Consider the following 20,311-nt stretch of genomic DNA (forward strand, 5'->3'; position numbering starts at 1 on the left):
GAACATGCGATTTTTCATAATTCATCAATCAAAATTAAAACAAAAACACCAAATACCGTTGCTAAATGTGCTTATTTTCTTATTTTTGCGAATGTCCAAAGAATTTTAAAAAATGAGCGCAACAAAAAAGATAAAAACCGCCCTGATTTCGGTTTTCTACAAAGATGGCCTTGATGAAATTGTTAAGACACTTGACAAACAAGGCGTAAAAATATACTCAACTGGTGGAACCCAGTCATTCATTGAGCATTTGGGGATAAAAGTGAACAGTGTTGAGTCTCTTACAGGCTATCCTTCCATTTTGGGCGGAAGAGTAAAGACTCTTCATCCTAAGGTGTTTGGTGGGATTCTTGCCAAAAGGGATGATGCAGAGCATCAATCCCAAATGAAGGAGTTTGAAATTCCTGATTTGGATCTGGTTATTGTTGATCTCTATCCTTTTGAAGAAACTGTAGCTTCTGGTGCAGATCATGCAAGCATCATTGAGAAAATTGATATTGGTGGGATCTCTTTGATCAGAGCAGCAGCAAAAAATTATAAGGATGTTGTAATTGTTCCCTCTGTAAATCAATATCCAAAGTTATTGGAATTATTGAAGGAGAAGAAAGGCGAAACTTCACTGGATGACAGAAAGCACTTTGCAGCTTCGGCTTTTGCGGTATCCTCAGGATATGATTCTGCCATCTACAACTATTTTGGGGGAAATGATTTCCCGGCTTATCGGGAGAGTGTTGATGAAAGTATGCCTTTACGTTATGGTGAAAATCCTCATCAAAAAGGAGTGTTCTATGGAGAGTTCAACGAAATGTTTGAGCAGCTTCATGGGAAGGAAATTTCATACAACAACTTATTGGACATAGATGCAGCTGTTTCGCTAATTGCAGAATTCGAAAAAACCACTGTTGCAATTTTGAAACATAACAATGCTTGTGGTTTGGCCTCGAGAGATTCGTTGACTCAAGCATGGCTTGACGCATTGGCCGGCGACCCTGTTTCAGCTTTTGGAGGAATTATTGTTACCAATAAGAACGTGGATGCGGATGCAGCCCTTGAAATGGATAAGATATTTCTTGAGGTGGTAATTGCTCCGTCTTATGATGCAGCTGCCCTGGACATTCTTAAGCAGAAAAAGAACAGAATTATACTGATTCAAAAGAAAGAGTTTCTTCCTCCGAAAAACTCAAGAACTCTGCTTAATGGGGTATTGGTGCAAGAGCGAGATGCTAAAACTGAAACCCCCGGCGATTTGAAAACTGTAACCAATGTGGCTCCAAATCAGCAGGAAGTTGATGATTTGCTTTTTGCTAATAAAATAGTGAAACACTCAAAATCGAATGCCATTGTTTTAGCTAAAAACGGGCAGCTACTTGCCAGCGGTGTTGGTCAAACATCCAGAGTTGATGCACTGAAACATGCCATTAATAAAGCACAGTCGTTTAAGTTTGATTTGAATGGCGCCGTTATGGCTTCTGATGCGTTTTTCCCCTTTGCCGACTCAATTGAGATTGCTCATGAGGCAGGAATAAAATCGGTTATTCAACCTGGTGGCTCAATTCGCGACAATGAGACCATTGATTTTTGCAACAACAATAAGGTTTCCATGGTATTTACCGGGATTCGCCATTTTAAACATTAAAAAAGACCTTTAAATGGGATTGTTTTCATTTTTATCTCAGGAATTGGCAATGGATTTAGGAACTGCCAATACAATTATAATTCACAATGACAAAATCGTTGTGGATGAGCCCAGTATTGTAGCATTGGACAGACGAACCGACAAGTTGGTTGCCATTGGTGAAAAAGCTCGTCAGATGCACGGTAAAACGCATGATAATATTTATACCATACGCCCATTGCGTGACGGGGTCATCGCAGATTTTAATGCTGCAGAGCAGATGATTCGCGGCATGATAAAGATGATTGATAATAACAAAAAGCGGTTATTTACCCCATCTTTAACCATCGTGGTGTGTATTCCGTCAGGTAGTACTGAAGTTGAGATCAGAGCTGTACGCGATTCGGCTGAACATGCCGGCGGACGTGAAGTTTACATGATTTATGAGCCGATGGCAGCAGCACTTGGTATTGGGTTAGATGTTGAAGCGCCTGAAGGTCACATGGTGGTGGACATTGGTGGAGGATCAACTGAGATTGCGGTAATCTCCTTGGGAGGGATTGTTACCAATCGGTCTATTCGGATTGCAGGTGACGATTTAACCGCAGACATCATGGAATACATGCGTCGCCAACACAACATCAAAATTGGAGAAAGAACTGCCGAAGAGATTAAAATCCGTGTTGGTTCGGCATTGCCTGAATTGGATGAGCCTCCGGTGGATTATATTGTAAATGGGCCAAACCAGATGACGGCTTTACCGATTGAGGTGCCTGTATCTTATCAGGAAATTTCCCACTGCCTGGAAAAATCCATCTCAAAAATGGAAACAGCCATTTTGAATGCTTTGGAGCAAACTCCTCCAGAATTATATTCGGACATTGTAAATAAGGGGATATATCTTGCCGGGGGAGGCGCCTTGCTAAGAGGATTAGATAAAAGGCTTACCAACAAGCTTAATATACCTTTCCATATTGCAGAGAATCCCTTACATGCAGTTGCCAGAGGAACTGGTATTGCTCTTAAGAACCGAAATAAATTCCAATTCCTTTTGCGATAGCAAAAGGAATTCTTTTGAATGATTCTGATTTTTAAATCAGAATCATCTGCTTAAAAGCAGCATGTTGTGATTTTCGGTAAGAGATGTTCATCACTTCAATACAAGTAAAACAATTCCCTTGTTATGATAAATTTTATACGGTTCATAATTCGGTATCATTTTTTCTTTCTTTTTTTACTGTTTGAAGTTGTCTGTTTTTATATGTTGGTATCCTATAACCATCACCACAGAGAAACATTCCTGAATTCGTCAAATAAGATTGCTGCCTCAATTTTAACCGTGTCAGGATCTTTTACTGAGTATTTTTCGCTTAAACGCTCAAATGAGGAACTTGCACGTGAGAACGCATATCTTCGGGCAATGCTGCCCGAAAATTTAAGAGAAACTGCTGCACAACCATTAAATGAAAATGAACGGGATAGTGTAAATTATATCTATTATCCAGCTGGAGTGGTTCATAATTCGGTTAACAAACTACAGAATTTTATAACCATAAATAGAGGAGCCAGAGATGGTATAGAGCCCGAAATGGGTGTTATCTCAGCCCGGGGAGTGGTGGGTGTTGTTAGGCATGTTTCAAAAAATTATTCAACAGTATTGTCCCTTTTAAACACACAGGTCAGAGTATCGGCAAAACTCCGGGATTCTGATTTCTTTGGATCAATTGCCTGGGATGGAAACTCTGTTGCTCATGCAATACTGAGTGATATTCCTGCACATGCTTCTATCAGTATTGGCGAAGCAGTTGTTACAAGCGGATATTCAGCCATTTTTCCTGAAGGTGTATTGTTAGGGACAATTGATGATTTTGAATTGCTGCCCGGCGAAGGGTTTTATAGGATACGTGTAAAGTTGTCTGTTGATTTCAGACGATTAACACATGTTGAAGTGATTGAGAAAATCACTTCTGAAGAAAGATTGGAACTGGAAAAATTAACTCTGGATGATTAATTATTTAGGGAAATATCTGATCAATTTTCTGGTGATTGTCTTTATTCAGGTTTTAATCCTGAATAATCTCAATCTGGGAGGATATATTAATCCCTGGCTGTACCTCTTATTTATCCTCATATTACCTGTTGAAATTCCGGATTGGATGCTATTACTAATTGGGTTTTTAACAGGTTTGTTAATGGATATGTTCTTAAATACCATAGGGATGCATGCCTCAGCTACGGTGTTTCTGGCATTTATTCGACCTTTTCTTTTACGTTTTTTTGCGCCAAGAGATGGCTATGAGCCGGGCAGTTTACCTATTCCCTCACATTTTGGCGTAGGATGGTTTTTAAAATATGTATCAGTTACAGTAGTTGCCCATCATATTTTTCTTTTTTACGTAGAAGTTTTTAACTTTGATACACCGCTCCTTACGTTATGGAAAGCTATTGTGAGCTCTGTGTTTACAATTGCTTTTATCATGGTTGCGCAGATGTTTGGAGCAACGAAGAGTAGTAGATCGTAAAAAGTTACTTGGGTGGGAAACAGCAACAGAGCCATAATAATTGGTCTATTCTTTGGAATGATCGGATTGATTTTTATCATCCGATTGTTTGTGCTACAAATAGTTGATCCATCCTATAAATTTTCAGCAGAAAGCAACACCCAGAGAAAAATCACAGAATTCCCTACCAGAGGATTAATATATGACAGAAACGGGAATCTGTTGGTTTCCAACCAACCTGTTTATGATGTGATGATTGTTCCAAGAGAGGTTGTCCCTTTTGACACAGTTGACTTTTGCAATGCTCTTAACATCACGCGCTCAGAACTTGAACGTTTGTTTGAAGAAGTTCGTTTCAATCTTCAAAGAAGACGCATTTCAAGTTTCCGACCATCTGTGTTTTATAAGCAGCTGCCTGCTGAACAATATGCCATATTACAGGAAAAGCTTTATAAGTTTAAAGGTTTCTTTGTTCAGCGGCGTACGGTACGTAAATATGAATATCCCAATGCTGCTCATGTTTTGGGGTATGTTGCAGAAGTTGGCGAAACCCTTTTACAAAGCGATCCTTATTACTCATTAGGAGATTACACCGGGATTAGCGGGATTGAGCGTACCTATGAAACTTTTTTAAGAGGGCAAAAGGGCGCAAGATATGTTATGGTTGATGTGCATGGTAGGGAAATGGGATCCTTACGCGGAGGAAGAATGGATACTGCTGCCGTGGCAGGAAGCGATGTTGCCTTAACCCTGGATATTGAATTGCAGGCTTATGGTGAAAAAATTATGCAAAACAAAATCGGAAGCATTGTTGCCATTGAGCCATCAACAGGCGAAATTCTGGCTCTGGTTTCCAGTCCTTCCTACGATCCCTCACTTCTTGTTGGGCGTCAACGCTCCAGAAATTTCCCCATATTATCATCAGACACTTTGTCGCCGCTGCTCAACCGCGCTATTATGTCAGGCTATCCGCCGGGATCTACTTTTAAAGTATTGATGGCACTGGTTGGTTTGCAGGAAAACGTTTTAACAAGCACCACGCGTTATCCCTGTCATCAGGGATATACAGCACGAGGTATTCATGTGCGATGCCGTCCACATGCCTCTCCCATTAGTTTAGTTCCATCCATAGCCGTTTCGTGTAATACTTTTTATTGTCATGTTTTTCGAAACGTGCTTGATAATCCGGTTCATGGTTCACCTCAAGAAGGGCTGGAACAGTTTCGCAATTATCTTTTGAACTTTGGCTTAGGCACCCGATTGGGAAGCGATTTCTTTAATGAGAATCGGGGATTCGTTCCCACACGGGGATATTATGACCGGATTTATAACGGGCGCTGGGGTTCGCTCACAGTGTTGTCGTTGGGTATAGGACAGGGAGAAATCCTGACCACCCCTATTCAGATGGCAAATATGACAGCCGCCATAGCTAACAGAGGGCATTATTTCACGCCTCATGTTATAAAGGAAATTGAAAATGACACCATTCCTTCCCGGTTCAGGGTTCCGCACTATACAGGAATTGACTCAGTACATTTTGAACCTGTGATTGATGGAATGGAAGAATCCGTTTGGAGCGATGTAGGTGCTACCGCACGCATCGCAAGAATTCCAGGGATTTCGATTTCCGGAAAAACGGGAACAGCCCAAAATCCGCATGGAGAGAATCACAGTATTTTTGTGGCATTTGCTCCAAAAGACGATCCCAAAATAGCCATTGCAGTTTATGTTGAAAATGCAGGGTACGGATCGACTTATGCTGCACCCATTGCCAGTTTGATGGTGGAGAAATATTTAAACAGAGCAATCCACCCCTCACGGGGATGGATTGAAACACGAATGATGAATGCTAGTTTTATTAATGAGAGCACAGAATAGAACAATCAAAGGTGTAGACTGGTTTACAGTTTTACTCTATCTGTTTATGGTGGGGTTTGGCTGGGTGAATATTTATGCCGTGAATACCGATCCTGACACTCTCGTGTTTTTTGATTATTCAAAGGAGTACACCAAACAGATTATCTGGATTGGTGTGTCATTTGTCACCATTGGCGTGATTATGCTCACCGACAGTAAATTCTTCGTGGAGTTTTCATATGTTTTTTATGCTATTACCACGTTTTTATTGATTCTGGTAATATTTATAGGAGTTGAAATAAATGCTGCTAAAGCATGGTTTCAAATAGGAGGGATGCGTTTTCAGCCTGTTGAGCTTGCTAAAGTTGCAACGGCATTGGCCGTTGCCAGGGTTATGTGTCGGTTTCAATTTTCATTTAATAACATTTCGGATATCCTGAGACTGGGATCCCTGATATTTCTTCCAATTCTCATCATCATCATACAAAACGACACAGGTTCTGGAATTGTTCTCTTTGCTTTATTTATTGCATTTTTTAGAGAAGGATTGTCGCCATACGTGTTTGTTTTTGGATTTGTGGCCATTGCCGTTTTCATCCTTACCATGATTATTCCGAATCATTCCATCATCCTTATTTTGTCTGTCTCGTTTATTTTGATGGTTCTTTTCAACAGGTTTAGAAAAGAGGCTCTGATAATGTCAGCCATATCCGTGGTGTTTTTTGGGATTGGTGCAGCCATTTTCAAAACTGCCGAGGGGAGTGTAAATTATGATGTTGCTTTACTCATTGCCATGGCCGCATCATCGATTTTTTTGGCTATAAAAGCCTTGTTACGCCGATTGCCAAAGTTAGGGGTTCTGTTGATTTTTTTCTGGGGAACTGTAGCTTTTACTTATTCAACCGATTATGTTTTTGAAGAGATGCTGGGTGAGTATCAGAGAAACCGAATTCTGGTTATGCTTGGCCTCAAGGATGATCCATTAGGTGTTGGCTATAATGTTAACCAATCTAAAATTGCCATTGGTTCTGGCGGTCTAATGGGAAAAGGGTTTCTTCAGGGAACCCAAACCAAGTTTAATTTTGTTCCTGAACAAAGTACCGACTTTATTTTCTGTACAGTTGGAGAAGAGTGGGGTTTCTTAGGAACCTCCTTTGTGGTGCTTCTTTTTGTTATTTTATTGTTAAGATTGATTTTTCTAGCGGAGCGACAGCATTCTGATTTCAGTCGCATTTATGGATATGGGGTAGCATCCATTTTCTTTTTCCATGTTGCAGTTAATATTGGAATGACCATTGGCTTAGCTCCCGTTATTGGGATTCCCTTGCCATTTTTCTCCTATGGAGGCTCCTCTTTATGGGGTTTTACCATTTTGCTTTTCATATTCCTTAAATTGGATACCAATAGAACACAATTACTTCGATAGATAGTTATTTAGTGTTTTTAAGTTCTTTTCAGATTCGCTGAAACCCTCTTTGTTTATAAATCATCATGAGGGTTGGAGCCAAATAGATCATGGCTTCATGATTCAGGTTCTTGTCAGATCTCTTTTTTTTGCTTATATTTGAAAGGATGTTGGGATTTTGCGTTCAAAATTTTGCTTCTTTCTAAACCGGAACGCCTTCATATCCCGGGTTTCTCAGTCTTTCGATCTGATAGTATCATCCACAGAATAGTTGATTTTAATCACATATAAATATTTATATATATAAAAAACATTAATGCCTATGAAGTATCAAATTTATACATCGCGTAATTACAGGCAAATTACGCAATTCAAGAGTGTAAGGAAGGAGCATCTACGGGATATAGATGTGGTGGCAAGTGTATTACCTTTTAAAACCAATAATTATGTTGTTGATGAATTAATTGACTGGGATAATTACCAGAATGATCCCATCTTTATTCTAAACTTTCCTCAAAGAGGAATGCTTCAACCCAATCACTTTGAAACAATGGCTCGGCTTATTGATTCAAATGCCGATGCGCCAACGATTAAAGAAGCGGCCAATAAAATTCGACACCAATTAAACCCCCACCCGGCCGGACAATCGCACAATGTTCCTGAAATTAATGGACAAAAACTTACTGGTGCCCAGCATAAATATGACGAAACCATGTTGTTCTTCCCAACTCAGGGACAAACATGCCACGCATATTGTACTTTCTGCTTTCGTTGGCCCCAGTTTACCGGTATGGACAACCTTAAGTTCGCAATGAAAGAGGTTGACGATGTGATAGATTATATTAAAGCCCATCCTGAAATAACTGATCTTCTTATAACCGGAGGCGACCCGATGGTTATGAATGCCAACATCCTTGATACATACATATCAAGGGTTCTTGAAGCGAAAATACCCCATTTACAAACCATACGGATTGGAACCAAGTCTTTGGCATTTTGGCCATACAGATATATTTCTGATCCTGATGCTGAAGATGTACTCAAAATATTTGAGAAAGTAACCAAAGCTGGAATAACATTGGCTTTTATGGCACACTTTAATCATGTTCGGGAGCTTGAAACGGAAGCAGTCCAGGAAGCAGTGCGGAGAATTAGAGCCACCGGCGCACAAATAAGAACCCAGTCTCCTTTGTTGAATCACATCAATGCCAGCTCTAAGGTATGGTCGGACATGTGGACAAAACAGGTAAAGCTTGGAATGATTCCTTATTATATGTTTGTAGCTCGCGACACTGGGGCACAAGAATATTTTGGTGTTTCCCTGACGCGTGCCTGGGATATTTTCAGAAATGCCTATAATAAGGTCAGCGGTATTGCCCGAACTGTTAGAGGGCCGAGTATGTCATGCACACCGGGGAAAGTTAAAATTACCGGGGTTACTGAGATACAGGGTGAGAAGGTTTTTGTTCTGGAATTTATTCAAGGAAGAAACAGAGAATGGGTTAACAGGCCATTTTTTGCAAAATATAATCCCAAAGCACTTTGGATGGATGATCTGGAGCCTGCATTTGGTAAAAAGGAGTTCTTTTTTGAAGAGGAATTGGCTGCCATGTTACTCGATTAATAGAGACTCCTGAGCATGAAGAAATAAGCACAACACCATAAAAGGTGTTGTGCTTTTTTGTTTTCCGCAATTAAGGTCTTTCTAAATAGTTTGATTTGACTATTTTTGCTTTTCAATCTAAATAAATGAAGTTTTCTAAATCACTTAAACTATTATTGAAAATTGCCATTAGTGCAGCTGCATTGTACTATGTTATCACCAGCATCGATTTAATGGAGATCTGGGGAATGATGATTTCTGCAAACCCTATTTTTCTTATTGTCGGTCTATTATTTTATACGGCTTCTCAAGTTGCAGCTTCGTTCCGGCTGAAAAAATTATTTGAGTTTGTACCCATACCTGTTTCCACAGTTGTTAACATCAAACTATATTGGTTAGGTTTGTTCTATAATCTTTTTCTGCCCGGAGGAGTTGGGGGTGATGGATATAAAATCTGGTTTATAAGAAAATGGTACAAAACTGAGGTTAAAAGAATATTTGGTGCCGTTTTATCCGATCGCATAAGCGGGTTAACCATAATTGTGATCATGCTCTGCTTTTTGGTACCGTTTTTTGATTATGCTTTGCCATTTAAAAGATGGGTATGGATAGCCATTCCGTTTGTTGCCATGGCCTATTTCTTCTTCTTGCACTTGTTTAACAGATCATTGCGTCTGGCTTTTTTCCCCGTAATGCTTTGGGCCATGCTTGTTCAAGGGCTTCAAATGATTTGTGCTTATTTTATTCTTTTATCAATAGATGCTCCATTGGATGGGTATATTTTGGCATACCTCTTTCTGTTTTTTGTTTCGGCTATCGCAGGCAGTTTACCCATTACTTTAGGAGGTATTGGTGCCCGGGAATTTGTTTTTATGTGGGGAGCTCAATATCTTGGGATTGATGTCAGCTCAGCTATTGCACTTAGCCTGCTTTTCTATGCTTCATCTGCTCTCACAGCGTTGCCGGGTGCAATCTTTACCATTAAGCCTTCAGCCATGTTAAATCATGGTGTGGTAAGCCCGGAATAGCATACCATTATCAAGTACCCAACTTCTGCAGACGCTTGTTCAGCTGTCTTAATCTGAATGTCTCAAAGTAATGGATTATACGACGCAGAATATCAAGATAGAGGGTAACATAAAGAATTACTATTCCTATCCAGATAATAAAGGTATTGAAAAATGGTGTGGCAATGAAAAAAGGACCAATCCTTTTTTCAGGAGCATAAAAGTGAGCACGTCCCCATTTGCCGGAAGGTTCTTTAAAAACCGGATGACGCTTTTGAATAAACTGTTCACCTGTAAATTCAAATTGTTTTGGCTCTTTACGTTCCATTACCCAATCGGCTAATGCTTCGTTATGGAATTGTTGTCTGAATTCCACAACAGCATCAACCGACCCCTTTTCTGTTATGAGAGATTGCATTTTCTGATCTTTCAAAGCAGAAAAATGCTGGTATTCCCGATTGAATGTTTGTCGGGTCAACTCAAGAACGCTACTGATGGCTTGGTGGATCTCACTTGTATATTCAGGTAAGTTCTGAATTTCAAAATTAAAAGTTACCAGGTTGGGATACTTTTGCTGCAATTGCATCAATCCAGCTTGAAGAACTCTTTTCTGATTATTAAAAGATTCAAGGTCATTTCTTCCTTTTGCCCAATTTGCTGCATCGTTGATTTTTATTAGCTCTGGAATTAAGGTGTTGGCATAATATGAGTTCTGACTCATGATCATCTCTTCAAAGAAAAAGTTCTTCTGGTATCGGTTATTTTTAAACTGATTTACAGCCAATGCTTCATATGACCAACGCGTTACCATTAAATCCCCTATTCGTGGCACAAATTCCTTGGAGGAGATGGAATTATGCAGTTTATCGTAACTCACAATAACTCCACTAAACAACAGATGAGGAATTAAAATGAGAGGAATTAGAACATAAATGGCAACAACGGAATTTAGACCACTGCTGATATTAAGTCCCAGCATGTTTGCAAAACATGCTGTGCTAAAGAGAAATATCCAATAGCTTATTGTAAGCCCCTTAACTTCCAGTATGTAATTACCAATCAGTACAAAACTCAAAGTCTGAATGGCTGAGATGGTGAACAAAACCAGTATTTTACTATTCAGAAAACTGAACCGACTGAGATTAAGAAACGATTCACGCTTAAGTAGTTTTCTGTCCTTTATAATCTCTTCGGCGCTTACGTTTAATCCTATGAACATGGACACCACAACGCACATAAAGAGATAAGCAGGCAGGTTTACATTTTCGGAGAAAATGTAAAGATCAGGATTCTCGGCTGACCCTACCAGAAATTTCGTAAAAAAACCAAGAATAATGGCAAGAATAGGTGCCTCCAGGATATTTATAGCGAGGTATTGTTTATCTTTTAACTTGGAGAGCGCATCTCTTAACGCGAAAATCTGAAATTGCTTTTTGCGACCGGGAATGCTGAACCAATTTTTGGGAAGCGGTTCCTTTCGGGTTATGTTGCGCTTGTGTTTCCATTCGTACTTCTCTTCAAAGTTTTCAATATAAAGTTGATACCAGTCCTCCGGTTTAACTTTACGTTGCCGGATGAGATTTCCATATGGGTTCACAATCCGGGCTTCAACGATACGAAGTGGTTGTTCTGTTTTTACATTTCCGCAAACATAGCACTCCCTTTCTTCGGGATTGACGTAGTTGGCCTCTTTTTTAAAATAGGCAATGGCATCCATCGGATTGCCGTTGAATATGATTCGGCCACCTTTATCAATCATCAAGAGTTTATCCAATAATTTATAAAGGTCAGAAGATGGCTGATGTATGTTGATAATTACAAGTTTTCCTTTTAAAACCTGACGTTTTAAAAGCAACATGACTTTTTCGGAGTCCATTGAAGATAATCCCGAAGTGGGCTCATCAACAAATAGGATGGAAGGTTCCCTTATCAACTCAAGAGCAATATTGAGTCGTTTTCGTTGACCGCCGCTGAGAATTTTATTGAGGGGAGTCCCCACCACCATGTTACGGGCTTCTACCAGATCAAAATCCTTAAGAGCATTCTCAACCAGTTGTTTTATCTCTTCTTTGTTGAGGTTGTTAAAACAAAGTCGGGCATTGAACCAAAGATTCTCAAAAACTGTAAGTTCCTCCTTTAGCAAATCATCTTGTGGCACATAACCGATAACTCCCTGCAGGTTTTCCTTTTCTGCATGCAGATCATAACCATTGATGAATATTTTTCCGGAACTTAATTTGTAGTTTCCGTTTAAAACATTCAACAGGGTGGATTTTCCAGTTCCACTGCCACCCATGATTCCTACCAGCTGCCCTGAACGGCCTGTAAAACTAAATGGATGAATCCCGATTTGGTTATTACTGAATTTATAAGAGACATCCATTGCCCGGAAAATTATGCGTCCCGTCTCTTTTTGGTGAATGAATTGCTCGGCAACCCTGCTGTAATACACAGGTGGCATGCGGGAGGTTTTAATCACTGAACCTACTGCCAAAGGATAGGGGCGGTTGCGCTCCACTTTATGGCCGTTAAGGTAAAGGTTGCGCTCTCCGTCGTATCTAAAAATGTAGGTATTTGTGCTTGTGATGTGCAAAACCCAAACAATGACCTGTTGCTTAGGGTTAAACAATAGTTTTACATCAGGATGGGGTTTTTCATTGTTGCCACTGATTAAAAGCAGAAGATTTTTATCGGCTACATCCAATGGATTGTCAATGATGAATCGCTTCATGTTATTGTAATCCGACTGTGCAATGCGAAATTTCCCTGCAAGAAGGTCAACAAAGCGAAACTCCTCTTCCCCTATCTCGTCATCTTTTTTTAGAAAATCCAATAACTGCACAAACAGCAATACTTTTGGCTCCTGCTCCAGTTCTGAGTTGATTTTGGAGGCAATGTTCAGTATTCTGGATTTGTTATCACTAGATTGTTTGTCCTTTAAGGTTTGATCTTCGCTATCAGCTTGTGAGTGATATCTGTTGAGGTAAACTTCAAACCGCCCAAGATATTGATCGACATACTCTTTGGAGAAATGTTTTGATAGAAAATCGCTGACCAATGAGTGTGCACGCCCGGTTTTGCTCTCCTTCTTAACGTCGGTGAGCAAAGCAAAAAGTTGCATAAGGGCTTCAAGAAGGGTCTCACTCATGGCAGATTAAGTGGTGTTTATCGCAGAGAGGGGAAGCTTCTGCCGTTGTTAAATCTCAGGTTTATTTTACAGGTTGAAGATAAGAAAAAAACCTGTGCCATGCGAAAAAATCCCCCATGAGTATTACAACATCCGTTCTATCCCCATCTCCAATCCTGTTAATTCTGCAAGTCCTTTCATTCTGCCAATCAAGGGATAACCCGGGTTGGCAGAACGATTGTAATCATCCAGCATTTTTATTCCATGATCGGGTCGAACCGGAAGTCTGAAATCTTTTCTCCCTTCATTCATTCTTCTTTTTTGTTCAATGAGAAGAGCTTTTACCACTTCATACATATCCACACATCCATGAATATGTCCATATTCATGGAAACAACCGTCAGGCAACAGCACATTGTTCCGAAGGTGAAGGAAATGAATGCGATGACCTACTGACTTTATCATATCCACCAGCAAATGACTACTTTTAACAGATAGAGACCCGGTGCAAAAAGTGATGCCATTGGAGATGGAGTCATGCTGACTGATAATCCATTCAAAATCGTCCTTTGTGCTTGCAATTCTTGGAAGGCCGAGAACAGAAAATGGTGGGTCATCCGGATGAATCGCCATCCGAACCCCGGCTTCTTCGGCCACAGGAACAACATCATTCAGGAAATCTGCCAAATGTTGACGCAATATGCCGTGGTCAATATTTTTATAGGTATCGATAAAACTCAGAAAAGCCTTTTTGTAATCCGGTGTAGAGCCGTCCACCGCACCGTCAATAAATCCCTGGGTAACCACTATGATGTTATGAGCCAGAGATTCTGCCTCTTCAGTACTCATCCTTTGGTGTTTTATCCTGGCTTTTTCAACAATTTCTTTAGGATAATCATTTTCGGCACCTGGACGTTTCAGAATAAAGGCATCGAAAGCTACAAAAGTGGGGAAATCGAAATACATCACTTCTCCGCCCGAAGGGAGTTTGAAATGCAAGTCGGTTCTGACCCAGTCCAGAACCGGCATAAAGTTATAGCAAACGGTATCTATACCACATTTTCCAAGATTGCGGAGCGACTCCTGGTAGTTTTTGATGAGTCTGGGACGGTCGGATGATTTAATTTTGATTCCCTCCGAAACCGGTAAGCTTTCAACGACACTCCATCTCATGCCGTAAGATTCAATCATGTTTTTTACACGCATGATTTCTTCTACCGGCCATACTTCTCCGTTTGGAATGTGATGAAGCGCAGTAACAATGCCCTCTATTCCAATTTGTTTCAACTCTGCCAGTGAGACAGTGTCTTTCTCACCAAACCATCTCCAGGTCTTTTCAAAAGCCATTATTCTCTGTATTATTTAATTAGTACGTCGGTAATTGATTATACTCCGCTGAAAGAACTAAATCCTCCATCTACCGGGATAATGGTTCCGGTAATAAAGCTAGCTGCATTGCTGCACAGAAATTGAACAATACCATTCAGCTCGGTAATATCTCCAAAACGTTTCATTGGTGTTCTTGCAATTACTTTTTTACTTCTTTCGGTGTATGAGCCATCGGGGTTGATGAGGACGGCGCGATTTTGGTCGCCAATAAAAAAGCCCGGAGCAATGGCATTTACTCTGATTTTTTCACTGAATTTGGTGGCCATTTCCATGGCCAGCCATTGGGTGAATATATTTACCCCGGTTTTTGCCACCGAATAACCCGGCACGCGGGTTATGGCTGAATATGTTGCCATGGATGAAACATTAACAATACTTCCTTCTCCCTGTTCAGCCATTGCTTCGCCAAATACAATGGAAGGATAAATGGTTCCGGTCAAATTGAGGTCTGTAACTTTATGAAAATCCTCCATTTTCAAATCGAATATTGTCTGCTCTTCTGTTAATGTTCCACCCGGCGTGTTTCCTCCGGCAGCATTTACCAGGATATCAATTCTTCCGTATTTATCTAATATTTGTTGACGAACATTCCGAAGACTTTCCATATCTAATACATTGCATGTAAGTCCGGTCACCTCGCCCAATGTTTGAAGGTTTTCAAGCCTTGCGTCCAATGCCTCCTGACGAATATCCAGGATGATTACTTTTGCTCCGTTTTTTAGAAGGTTTTCCGAAATACTGCTTCCCAAAACTCCTCCACCACCTGTCACGATGGCTATCTTTCCACTTATGTCAAATAATGATTGTTGCATGAATCTGTATTAATATTAATTAACAAAAACGCTCATATTTAAAGGTTTGAGCGATGATTTGAGGTCACAAAAGTATTCACGAATAACCATAGCGTCAAATAGTATTTATGCATTAAATAATACTATATTTGCATTTCTAAAGTATTCCGATGGAAAGAAGCAGATTAACCGACATCATGCACGAACGGGTAGTGATTCCCGGTGGTAGTCCCATCAGAGTAAAGTGGAACGATTTTCCGCATTTTACTTTCCCATGGCATTTTCATAGCGAATATGAAATTGTTTACATTATGCGAAGCAAGGGAACGCGTTTTGTTGCAGACAATATGGAGCCTTTTGAAGAAGGTGATTTGGTTTTGGTTGGAAGTCAGACACCTCACTACTGGAAAAACGATGAGCATTTGTCAGAGGGAAATACTAACCAGCACGTTAATGCTATTGTTGTGCAGTTCAGGTCTGATTTTATGGAGCAGGCATTTGCCAACTATCCCGAATTTGGGTTGATTAAAAAGCTATTGGAAAAATCAAAGTCGGGGGTTCATTTTGATAAGCGGTTTGCTGTAGACATAGAGTCAAAACTTAAAAATTTGTACGAAGAAAAGGGTTTCAACAGGTTTATGTTGCTGCTGCAAATATTGCATGAAATGGCTGGCACTAAAAAGTGCCGGCAACTGGGAACCGGAAGCAGCGAAGTTATTCCTTCAGATGTGAACGACGACCGTCTAAAGAAAATCATTAACTTCATTAATCTCAACTATACAGAAAAAATTACTCTTGAACAGATTGCAGGCATGTCGGGGATGAATCCCGCCTCTTTCACTCGGTATTTTAAAGGTAAAACCGGAAAGACTCTTGTTCAGTACATCAATGATATGCGAATAGATTATGCATGTAAGTTGTTACAGAACACAGATTATTCTATATCAAGGATTTGCTTTGAAACCGGATTCAACAATCTATCGAATTTTAATCGCTTTTTCAAGGAGCGAATGCGGATGACACCTCGCGATTACCTCAGGCAGTTTTTGAAATGACCCATCTTGCGTAAATACCTTTAAGGTATTTACTATAATTTATGCTTATCTTTGCCATAGACAGATAATTGAATAAAATATTGTGCAATTTTATTCGAACAACTATGGTTTTGTTGCACATTTTCTAATTGAATTTTAACAGGTTTGTTTAAACAAACCTGACATCTGACAACTGTTTAGGCATTATGACAAAAAGAGAGTTACTGGAGAAAGCAGTAAGCGAGCGCATATTATTGCTGGATGGCGCAATGGGTAGCCTTATCCAACAATACAAATTAACGGAAGAAGATTTCAGAGGCGACAGATTTAAAGACCACCCATGTTCGGTACAGGGGAATAACGACTTGTTGTCTTTAACCAGGCCTGATGTTATATCAGCCATTCACGAAAAATATTTAGATGCAGGTTCTGACATCATTGAGACCAACACGTTTAATGCCAACAGCATTTCTCAGGCCGATTATGAAATGGAGGCTCTTTCTTATGAGTTAAATAAGGAGTCTGCAAGATTGGCATCCGAAGCAGCAAGAAAGTTCTCGACACCTGAAAAACCCCGATTTGTTGCAGGAGCTTTAGGCCCAACCAACAAAACGGCTTCTCTTTCGCCCGATGTTAACAATCCGGGGTACAGAGCAGTTACGTTTGATGATTTGGTGGAGGTTTATGCCGAACAAGTGAACGGATTAATTGATGGCGGTTGCGATTTGTTGCTGCTTGAAACTATTTTTGATACCCTCAATGCAAAAGCTGCTCTTTACGGCATACAAAAGGTTTTAAAGAGCCGTAAACTGGAAGATATGCCAATCATGGTGTCGGTAACGGTTGCCGATGCCAGTGGCCGTACCCTTTCGGGACAAACTCTGGAGGCGTTTATCATTTCAGTATCACATTTCCCACTGTTTTCCATTGGCCTGAACTGCTCTTTTGGAGCAAGGGACTTAAGAACTTATGTGGAGGAACTGGGACGCAAAACTTCATATTATATCAGTGCATATCCAAATGCAGGACTTCCGAATCAGTTTGGGGAATATGACGAAACACCTGAAGAGATGTCGCCGCAAATATGGGATTACCTGAATAACGGACTGGTGAACATCGTAGGCGGGTGTTGTGGTACAACACCCGAACACATTGCTGCTTTTGCGAAACTGGTTGAGGATGCCAAACCTCATGTTCCAAAAAAATTGGATCCCACCACCATGTTGAGCGGGCTGGAGCCTTTGGTCATCAACCCCGAATCAAACTTCGTAAATATTGGAGAGCGCACCAATGTTGCCGGCTCTCGCAAATTTGCACGACTTATTCGCGATGAGCAGTACGATGAGGCGCTGTCCATTGCCAGGGACCAGGTGGATGGTGGTGCCCAAATCATTGATGTGAACATGGACGATGCCATGCTGGATGCCAAAAAGGAGATGGTCACATTTCTGAACTTGATGGCATCTGAACCGGAAATTGCCAGATTGCCGTTTATGATTGACAGCTCCCGCTGGGAAGTGCTGGAAGCTGGACTAAAATGCATGCAGGGTAAATGCGTGGTTAACTCCATCAGCCTTAAAGAGGGTGAAGAACCATTTCTGGAACAAGCCTCAAAAATTAAAGAGTACGGTGCTGCTGTGGTGGTTATGGCTTTTGACGAGAAGGGTCAAGCCGATACCTTTGAACGACGAATTGAAATTTGTGAACGAGCCTACCGGTTACTGACCGAAAAAGCGGGACTGCCCCCACAGGATATCATTTTCGACCCCAATGTGTTGGCCATTGCCACAGGAATTGAAGAGCACAATAATTACGGGGTGGATTTCATCAATGCCACGCGCTGGATTAAGGAAAACCTGCCACATGCGCGGATTAGCGGCGGAGTCAGTAACCTCTCATTCTCGTTCCGTGGCAACAACATTGTGCGCGAAGCCATCCATTCTGTTTTTCTGTATCATGCCATTAAGGCAGGGATGGATATGGGGATTGTAAACCCCGGGATGTTGCAAATATACGATGAAATTGAGCCTGATTTATTGATTCTGGTTGAAGATGTGGTGCTGAACCGCAGGGAAGACGCCACCGAAAGACTCATTGAGAAAGCAGAGAGTTATAAAGATACTGGTGGAGAAAAAGTCGCCGCGTCTAAAGACGCATGGCGCAGCGGCTCATTAGAGGAGCGGCTACATCACTCACTCATAAAAGGAATTGACAACTACCTTGAAGAAGATTTACCCGAAGCCCGCGAAAAATACCCGTTTGCCATCGACATCATTGAAGGCCCCTTGATGGACGGGATGAATATTGTTGGCGAACTTTTTGGTTCGGGTAAGATGTTTTTACCTCAAGTGGTAAAAACAGCAAGGGTTATGAAAAAAGCGGTTGCATGGCTGCAACCGTTCATAGAAGAAGAGAAAAAGGCAGCAGGCAATGCTTCTTCAAAAGCCGGCCGTATTCTTATGGCAACAGTTAAAGGTGATGTGCACGACATCGGCAAAAACATCGTGGGTGTAATCCTCGCTTGTAACAATTACGATGTAATTGATTTAGGCGTAATGGTGCCAACCGACCGCATTTTGCAGGAGGCGGTAAATCAGGAGGTTGACATTGTTGGCCTCAGTGGTTTAATAACCCCTTCGCTGGAGGAGATGGTAAATGTTGCCAAAGAGATGGAACGACGTGGCATGAAAATGCCTCTCTTGATTGGAGGAGCCACCACATCAAAGGTACATACTGCCGTAAAAATAGAACCGGCCTATTCAGGCCCGGTTATTTACGTTAAGGACGCTTCGCAAAGCGCACAGGTGGTTGGTGCTCTGATGTCCCAAAAGGAGCGCGATTCATATGCTCTTAAGATAAGGGAAGAGTATGAAGCTTTGAGAGTGGCGAACAGCAATAAGAAGGAGAAAAAATATCTCCCCATTGAAGTAGCACGCAAAAACAAGTATCATATTGACTGGGATAAAACTGAAATTGTTACGCCAAAGAAATTAGGCATCACTGTTTTTGATGATTATCCACTGGATGAGATTATTCCATTCATTGACTGGACTTTCTTTTTCCACGCATGGAGACTTACCGGCAGTTATGATGACATTGAACAGGTAAACAAAACCATTAGCCCTGACGAATGGCTGGAAAAATTCAGTTCCGAAAGTGCCAAAGATAAAGCCCGGGAAGCGCTCAAATTATGGGACGACGCCAACGCAATGCTTCAGTTGATTAAGGAGCAAAAAATGGTGAAACCCCGTGCTGTAATTGGCCTCTTTCCGGCCAATTCCAATGGCGACGATATAGCGGTGTATGACCCGACGCAATCCGACAAAAAAATTTGTACCTTTCACCATTTACGGGAGCAACAGGAAAAAACCGGGAAGAAGCATTACTATTGTTTGTCTGATTTTGTGGCTCCCGGTGAGACCGGAAAACAAGATTACGTAGGTGCTTTTGCTGTTTCGGCAGGGGAAGGTATTGAGCCCTGGATTGAAAAATACGAAGCTGCCAACGACGATTTCAATGCCATTTTACTAAAAGCACTGGCCGACCGTCTGGCAGAAGCTTTTGCAGAACTGATGCACTACAGGGTGCGAAAAGAGTTTTGGGGATATGCTCCCGAAGAGGAGTTTAATCACGCCAACCTGATTCGGGAAAGATACAGAGGAATCAGACCTGCTTTGGGTTATCCGGCCTGTCCCGACCACAGCGAAAAGCGTACGCTTTTCGATTTGATAGAGGCTGAAAAAAATGCAGGAATTTCTCTCACAGAGCATTTCAGCATGTACCCAAATGCATCGGTTAGCGGAATTTACCTGGCACACCCCGAAGCTGTTTATTTTGGTATAGGGAAAGTTCAGCGCGACCAGGTGGAAGATTTGGCAAAACGTAAAGGCTGGTCACTGCGCGACACAGAGAAATGGTTCCCTGTGAATTTGGCGTATTGATATTGACATCATGATGTCAATTCCATAGGTGATTTCTGTGA

At 41.1% G+C, this 20,311-nt stretch carries 13 protein-coding genes; 10 read left to right on the plus strand and 3 right to left on the minus strand.

The features are described 5' to 3' along the window. Nucleotides 1–112: 112 nt before the first annotated feature. The 8 genes from purH (at nucleotide 113) to EV194_RS01820 (ending at nucleotide 10,009) form a co-directional block, all read left to right on the plus strand. Nucleotides 113–1,636 carry a bifunctional phosphoribosylaminoimidazolecarboxamide formyltransferase/IMP cyclohydrolase gene (gene purH / locus EV194_RS01785; RefSeq protein WP_132431474.1) on the plus strand — a complete coding sequence of 508 codons (1,524 nt, stop codon included), beginning with the start codon at nucleotides 113–115 and terminating at the stop codon, nucleotides 1,634–1,636. Between the two features lie 13 nt (nucleotides 1,637–1,649). Further along, nucleotides 1,650–2,675, plus strand: a complete 1,026-nt coding sequence (locus EV194_RS01790) for a rod shape-determining protein (protein ID WP_079555892.1) — start codon at nucleotides 1,650–1,652, stop codon at nucleotides 2,673–2,675. A 123-nt stretch (nucleotides 2,676–2,798) separates the two neighbouring features. Further along, nucleotides 2,799–3,626 (plus strand): rod shape-determining protein MreC, encoded by an 828-nt coding sequence (gene mreC / locus EV194_RS01795; protein WP_132431476.1) that lies wholly within the window; start codon nucleotides 2,799–2,801, stop codon nucleotides 3,624–3,626. Continuing rightward, nucleotides 3,619–4,137 carry a rod shape-determining protein MreD gene (gene mreD, locus EV194_RS01800; protein ID WP_132431478.1) on the plus strand — a complete coding sequence of 173 codons (519 nt, stop codon included), beginning with the start codon at nucleotides 3,619–3,621 and terminating at the stop codon, nucleotides 4,135–4,137. The genes mreC and mreD overlap by 8 nt, the downstream gene beginning before the upstream one ends. 12 nt (nucleotides 4,138–4,149) lie before the next feature. Then, nucleotides 4,150–5,994 carry a penicillin-binding protein 2 gene (mrdA, locus tag EV194_RS01805; protein ID WP_132431480.1) on the plus strand — a complete coding sequence of 615 codons (1,845 nt, stop codon included), beginning with the start codon at nucleotides 4,150–4,152 and terminating at the stop codon, nucleotides 5,992–5,994. Then, complete coding sequence (rodA, locus tag EV194_RS01810) at nucleotides 5,963–7,399, plus strand: rod shape-determining protein RodA (protein ID WP_243699302.1); 1,437 nt, start codon at nucleotides 5,963–5,965, stop codon at nucleotides 7,397–7,399. Before mrdA ends, rodA begins: the two co-directional genes overlap by 32 nt. 301 nt (nucleotides 7,400–7,700) lie before the next feature. Further along, nucleotides 7,701–9,002, plus strand: a complete 1,302-nt coding sequence (locus EV194_RS01815) for a KamA family radical SAM protein (RefSeq protein ID WP_132431484.1) — start codon at nucleotides 7,701–7,703, stop codon at nucleotides 9,000–9,002. A gap of 125 nt (nucleotides 9,003–9,127) precedes the next feature. Then, nucleotides 9,128–10,009, plus strand: coding sequence for a lysylphosphatidylglycerol synthase transmembrane domain-containing protein (locus tag EV194_RS01820; RefSeq protein ID WP_132431486.1), 882 nt, complete (start codon nucleotides 9,128–9,130; stop codon nucleotides 10,007–10,009). 10 nt (nucleotides 10,010–10,019) lie between these two features. On the opposite strand, the gene EV194_RS01825 is transcribed toward EV194_RS01820, so the two are convergent. The 3 genes from EV194_RS01825 to EV194_RS01835 form a co-directional block, all read right to left on the minus strand. Beyond that, nucleotides 10,020–13,136: an ATP-binding cassette domain-containing protein gene (locus EV194_RS01825; protein ID WP_132431488.1), complete on the minus strand. Its 3,117-nt coding sequence runs from the start codon at nucleotides 13,134–13,136 to the stop codon at nucleotides 10,020–10,022. A 123-nt stretch (nucleotides 13,137–13,259) separates the two neighbouring features. Then, complete coding sequence (gene uxuA / locus EV194_RS01830) at nucleotides 13,260–14,462, minus strand: mannonate dehydratase (RefSeq protein WP_132431490.1); 1,203 nt, start codon at nucleotides 14,460–14,462, stop codon at nucleotides 13,260–13,262. A 38-nt stretch (nucleotides 14,463–14,500) separates the two neighbouring features. Further along, nucleotides 14,501–15,316: an SDR family oxidoreductase gene (locus EV194_RS01835; protein ID WP_132431492.1), complete on the minus strand. Its 816-nt coding sequence runs from the start codon at nucleotides 15,314–15,316 to the stop codon at nucleotides 14,501–14,503. 149 nt (nucleotides 15,317–15,465) lie between these two features. Here EV194_RS01835 and EV194_RS01840 point away from each other — a divergent pair, with 149 nt between their 5' ends. Both EV194_RS01840 and metH read left to right on the plus strand, forming a co-directional pair. Further along, on the plus strand, nucleotides 15,466–16,350 hold the full coding sequence (locus EV194_RS01840; RefSeq protein WP_132431494.1) for an AraC family transcriptional regulator: 885 nt from the start codon (nucleotides 15,466–15,468) through the stop codon (nucleotides 16,348–16,350). A gap of 185 nt (nucleotides 16,351–16,535) precedes the next feature. Then, nucleotides 16,536–20,270 (plus strand): methionine synthase, encoded by a 3,735-nt coding sequence (metH, locus tag EV194_RS01845; RefSeq protein WP_132431496.1) that lies wholly within the window; start codon nucleotides 16,536–16,538, stop codon nucleotides 20,268–20,270. Nucleotides 20,271–20,311 lie beyond the last annotated feature (41 nt).

The sequence above is a fragment of the Natronoflexus pectinivorans genome, assembly GCF_004345615.1.
Taxonomy (GTDB): Bacteria; Bacteroidota; Bacteroidia; order Bacteroidales; family Marinilabiliaceae; genus Natronoflexus; species Natronoflexus pectinivorans.

Bases quoted from the DNA above. Each gene is read 5' to 3' on its own strand.
- EV194_RS01840 (WP_132431494.1), top strand. From the start codon at position 15,466: ATGGAAAGAAGCAGATTAACCGACATCATGCACGAACGGGTAGTGATT.
- metH (WP_132431496.1), top strand. From the start codon at position 16,536: ATGACAAAAAGAGAGTTACTGGAGAAAGCAGTAAGCGAGCGCATATTA.
- EV194_RS01815 (WP_132431484.1), top strand. From the start codon at position 7,701: ATGAAGTATCAAATTTATACATCGCGTAATTACAGGCAAATTACGCAA.
- mreC (WP_132431476.1), top strand. From the start codon at position 2,799: ATGATAAATTTTATACGGTTCATAATTCGGTATCATTTTTTCTTTCTT.
- EV194_RS01825 (WP_132431488.1), bottom strand. From the start codon at position 13,136: ATGAGTGAGACCCTTCTTGAAGCCCTTATGCAACTTTTTGCTTTGCTC.
- mreD (WP_132431478.1), top strand. From the start codon at position 3,619: ATGATTAATTATTTAGGGAAATATCTGATCAATTTTCTGGTGATTGTC.
- uxuA (WP_132431490.1), bottom strand. From the start codon at position 14,462: ATGGCTTTTGAAAAGACCTGGAGATGGTTTGGTGAGAAAGACACTGTC.
- EV194_RS01820 (WP_132431486.1), top strand. From the start codon at position 9,128: ATGAAGTTTTCTAAATCACTTAAACTATTATTGAAAATTGCCATTAGT.
- purH (WP_132431474.1), top strand. From the start codon at position 113: ATGAGCGCAACAAAAAAGATAAAAACCGCCCTGATTTCGGTTTTCTAC.
- rodA (WP_243699302.1), top strand. From the start codon at position 5,963: ATGCTAGTTTTATTAATGAGAGCACAGAATAGAACAATCAAAGGTGTA.
- EV194_RS01790 (WP_079555892.1), top strand. From the start codon at position 1,650: ATGGGATTGTTTTCATTTTTATCTCAGGAATTGGCAATGGATTTAGGA.
- EV194_RS01835 (WP_132431492.1), bottom strand. From the start codon at position 15,316: ATGCAACAATCATTATTTGACATAAGTGGAAAGATAGCCATCGTGACA.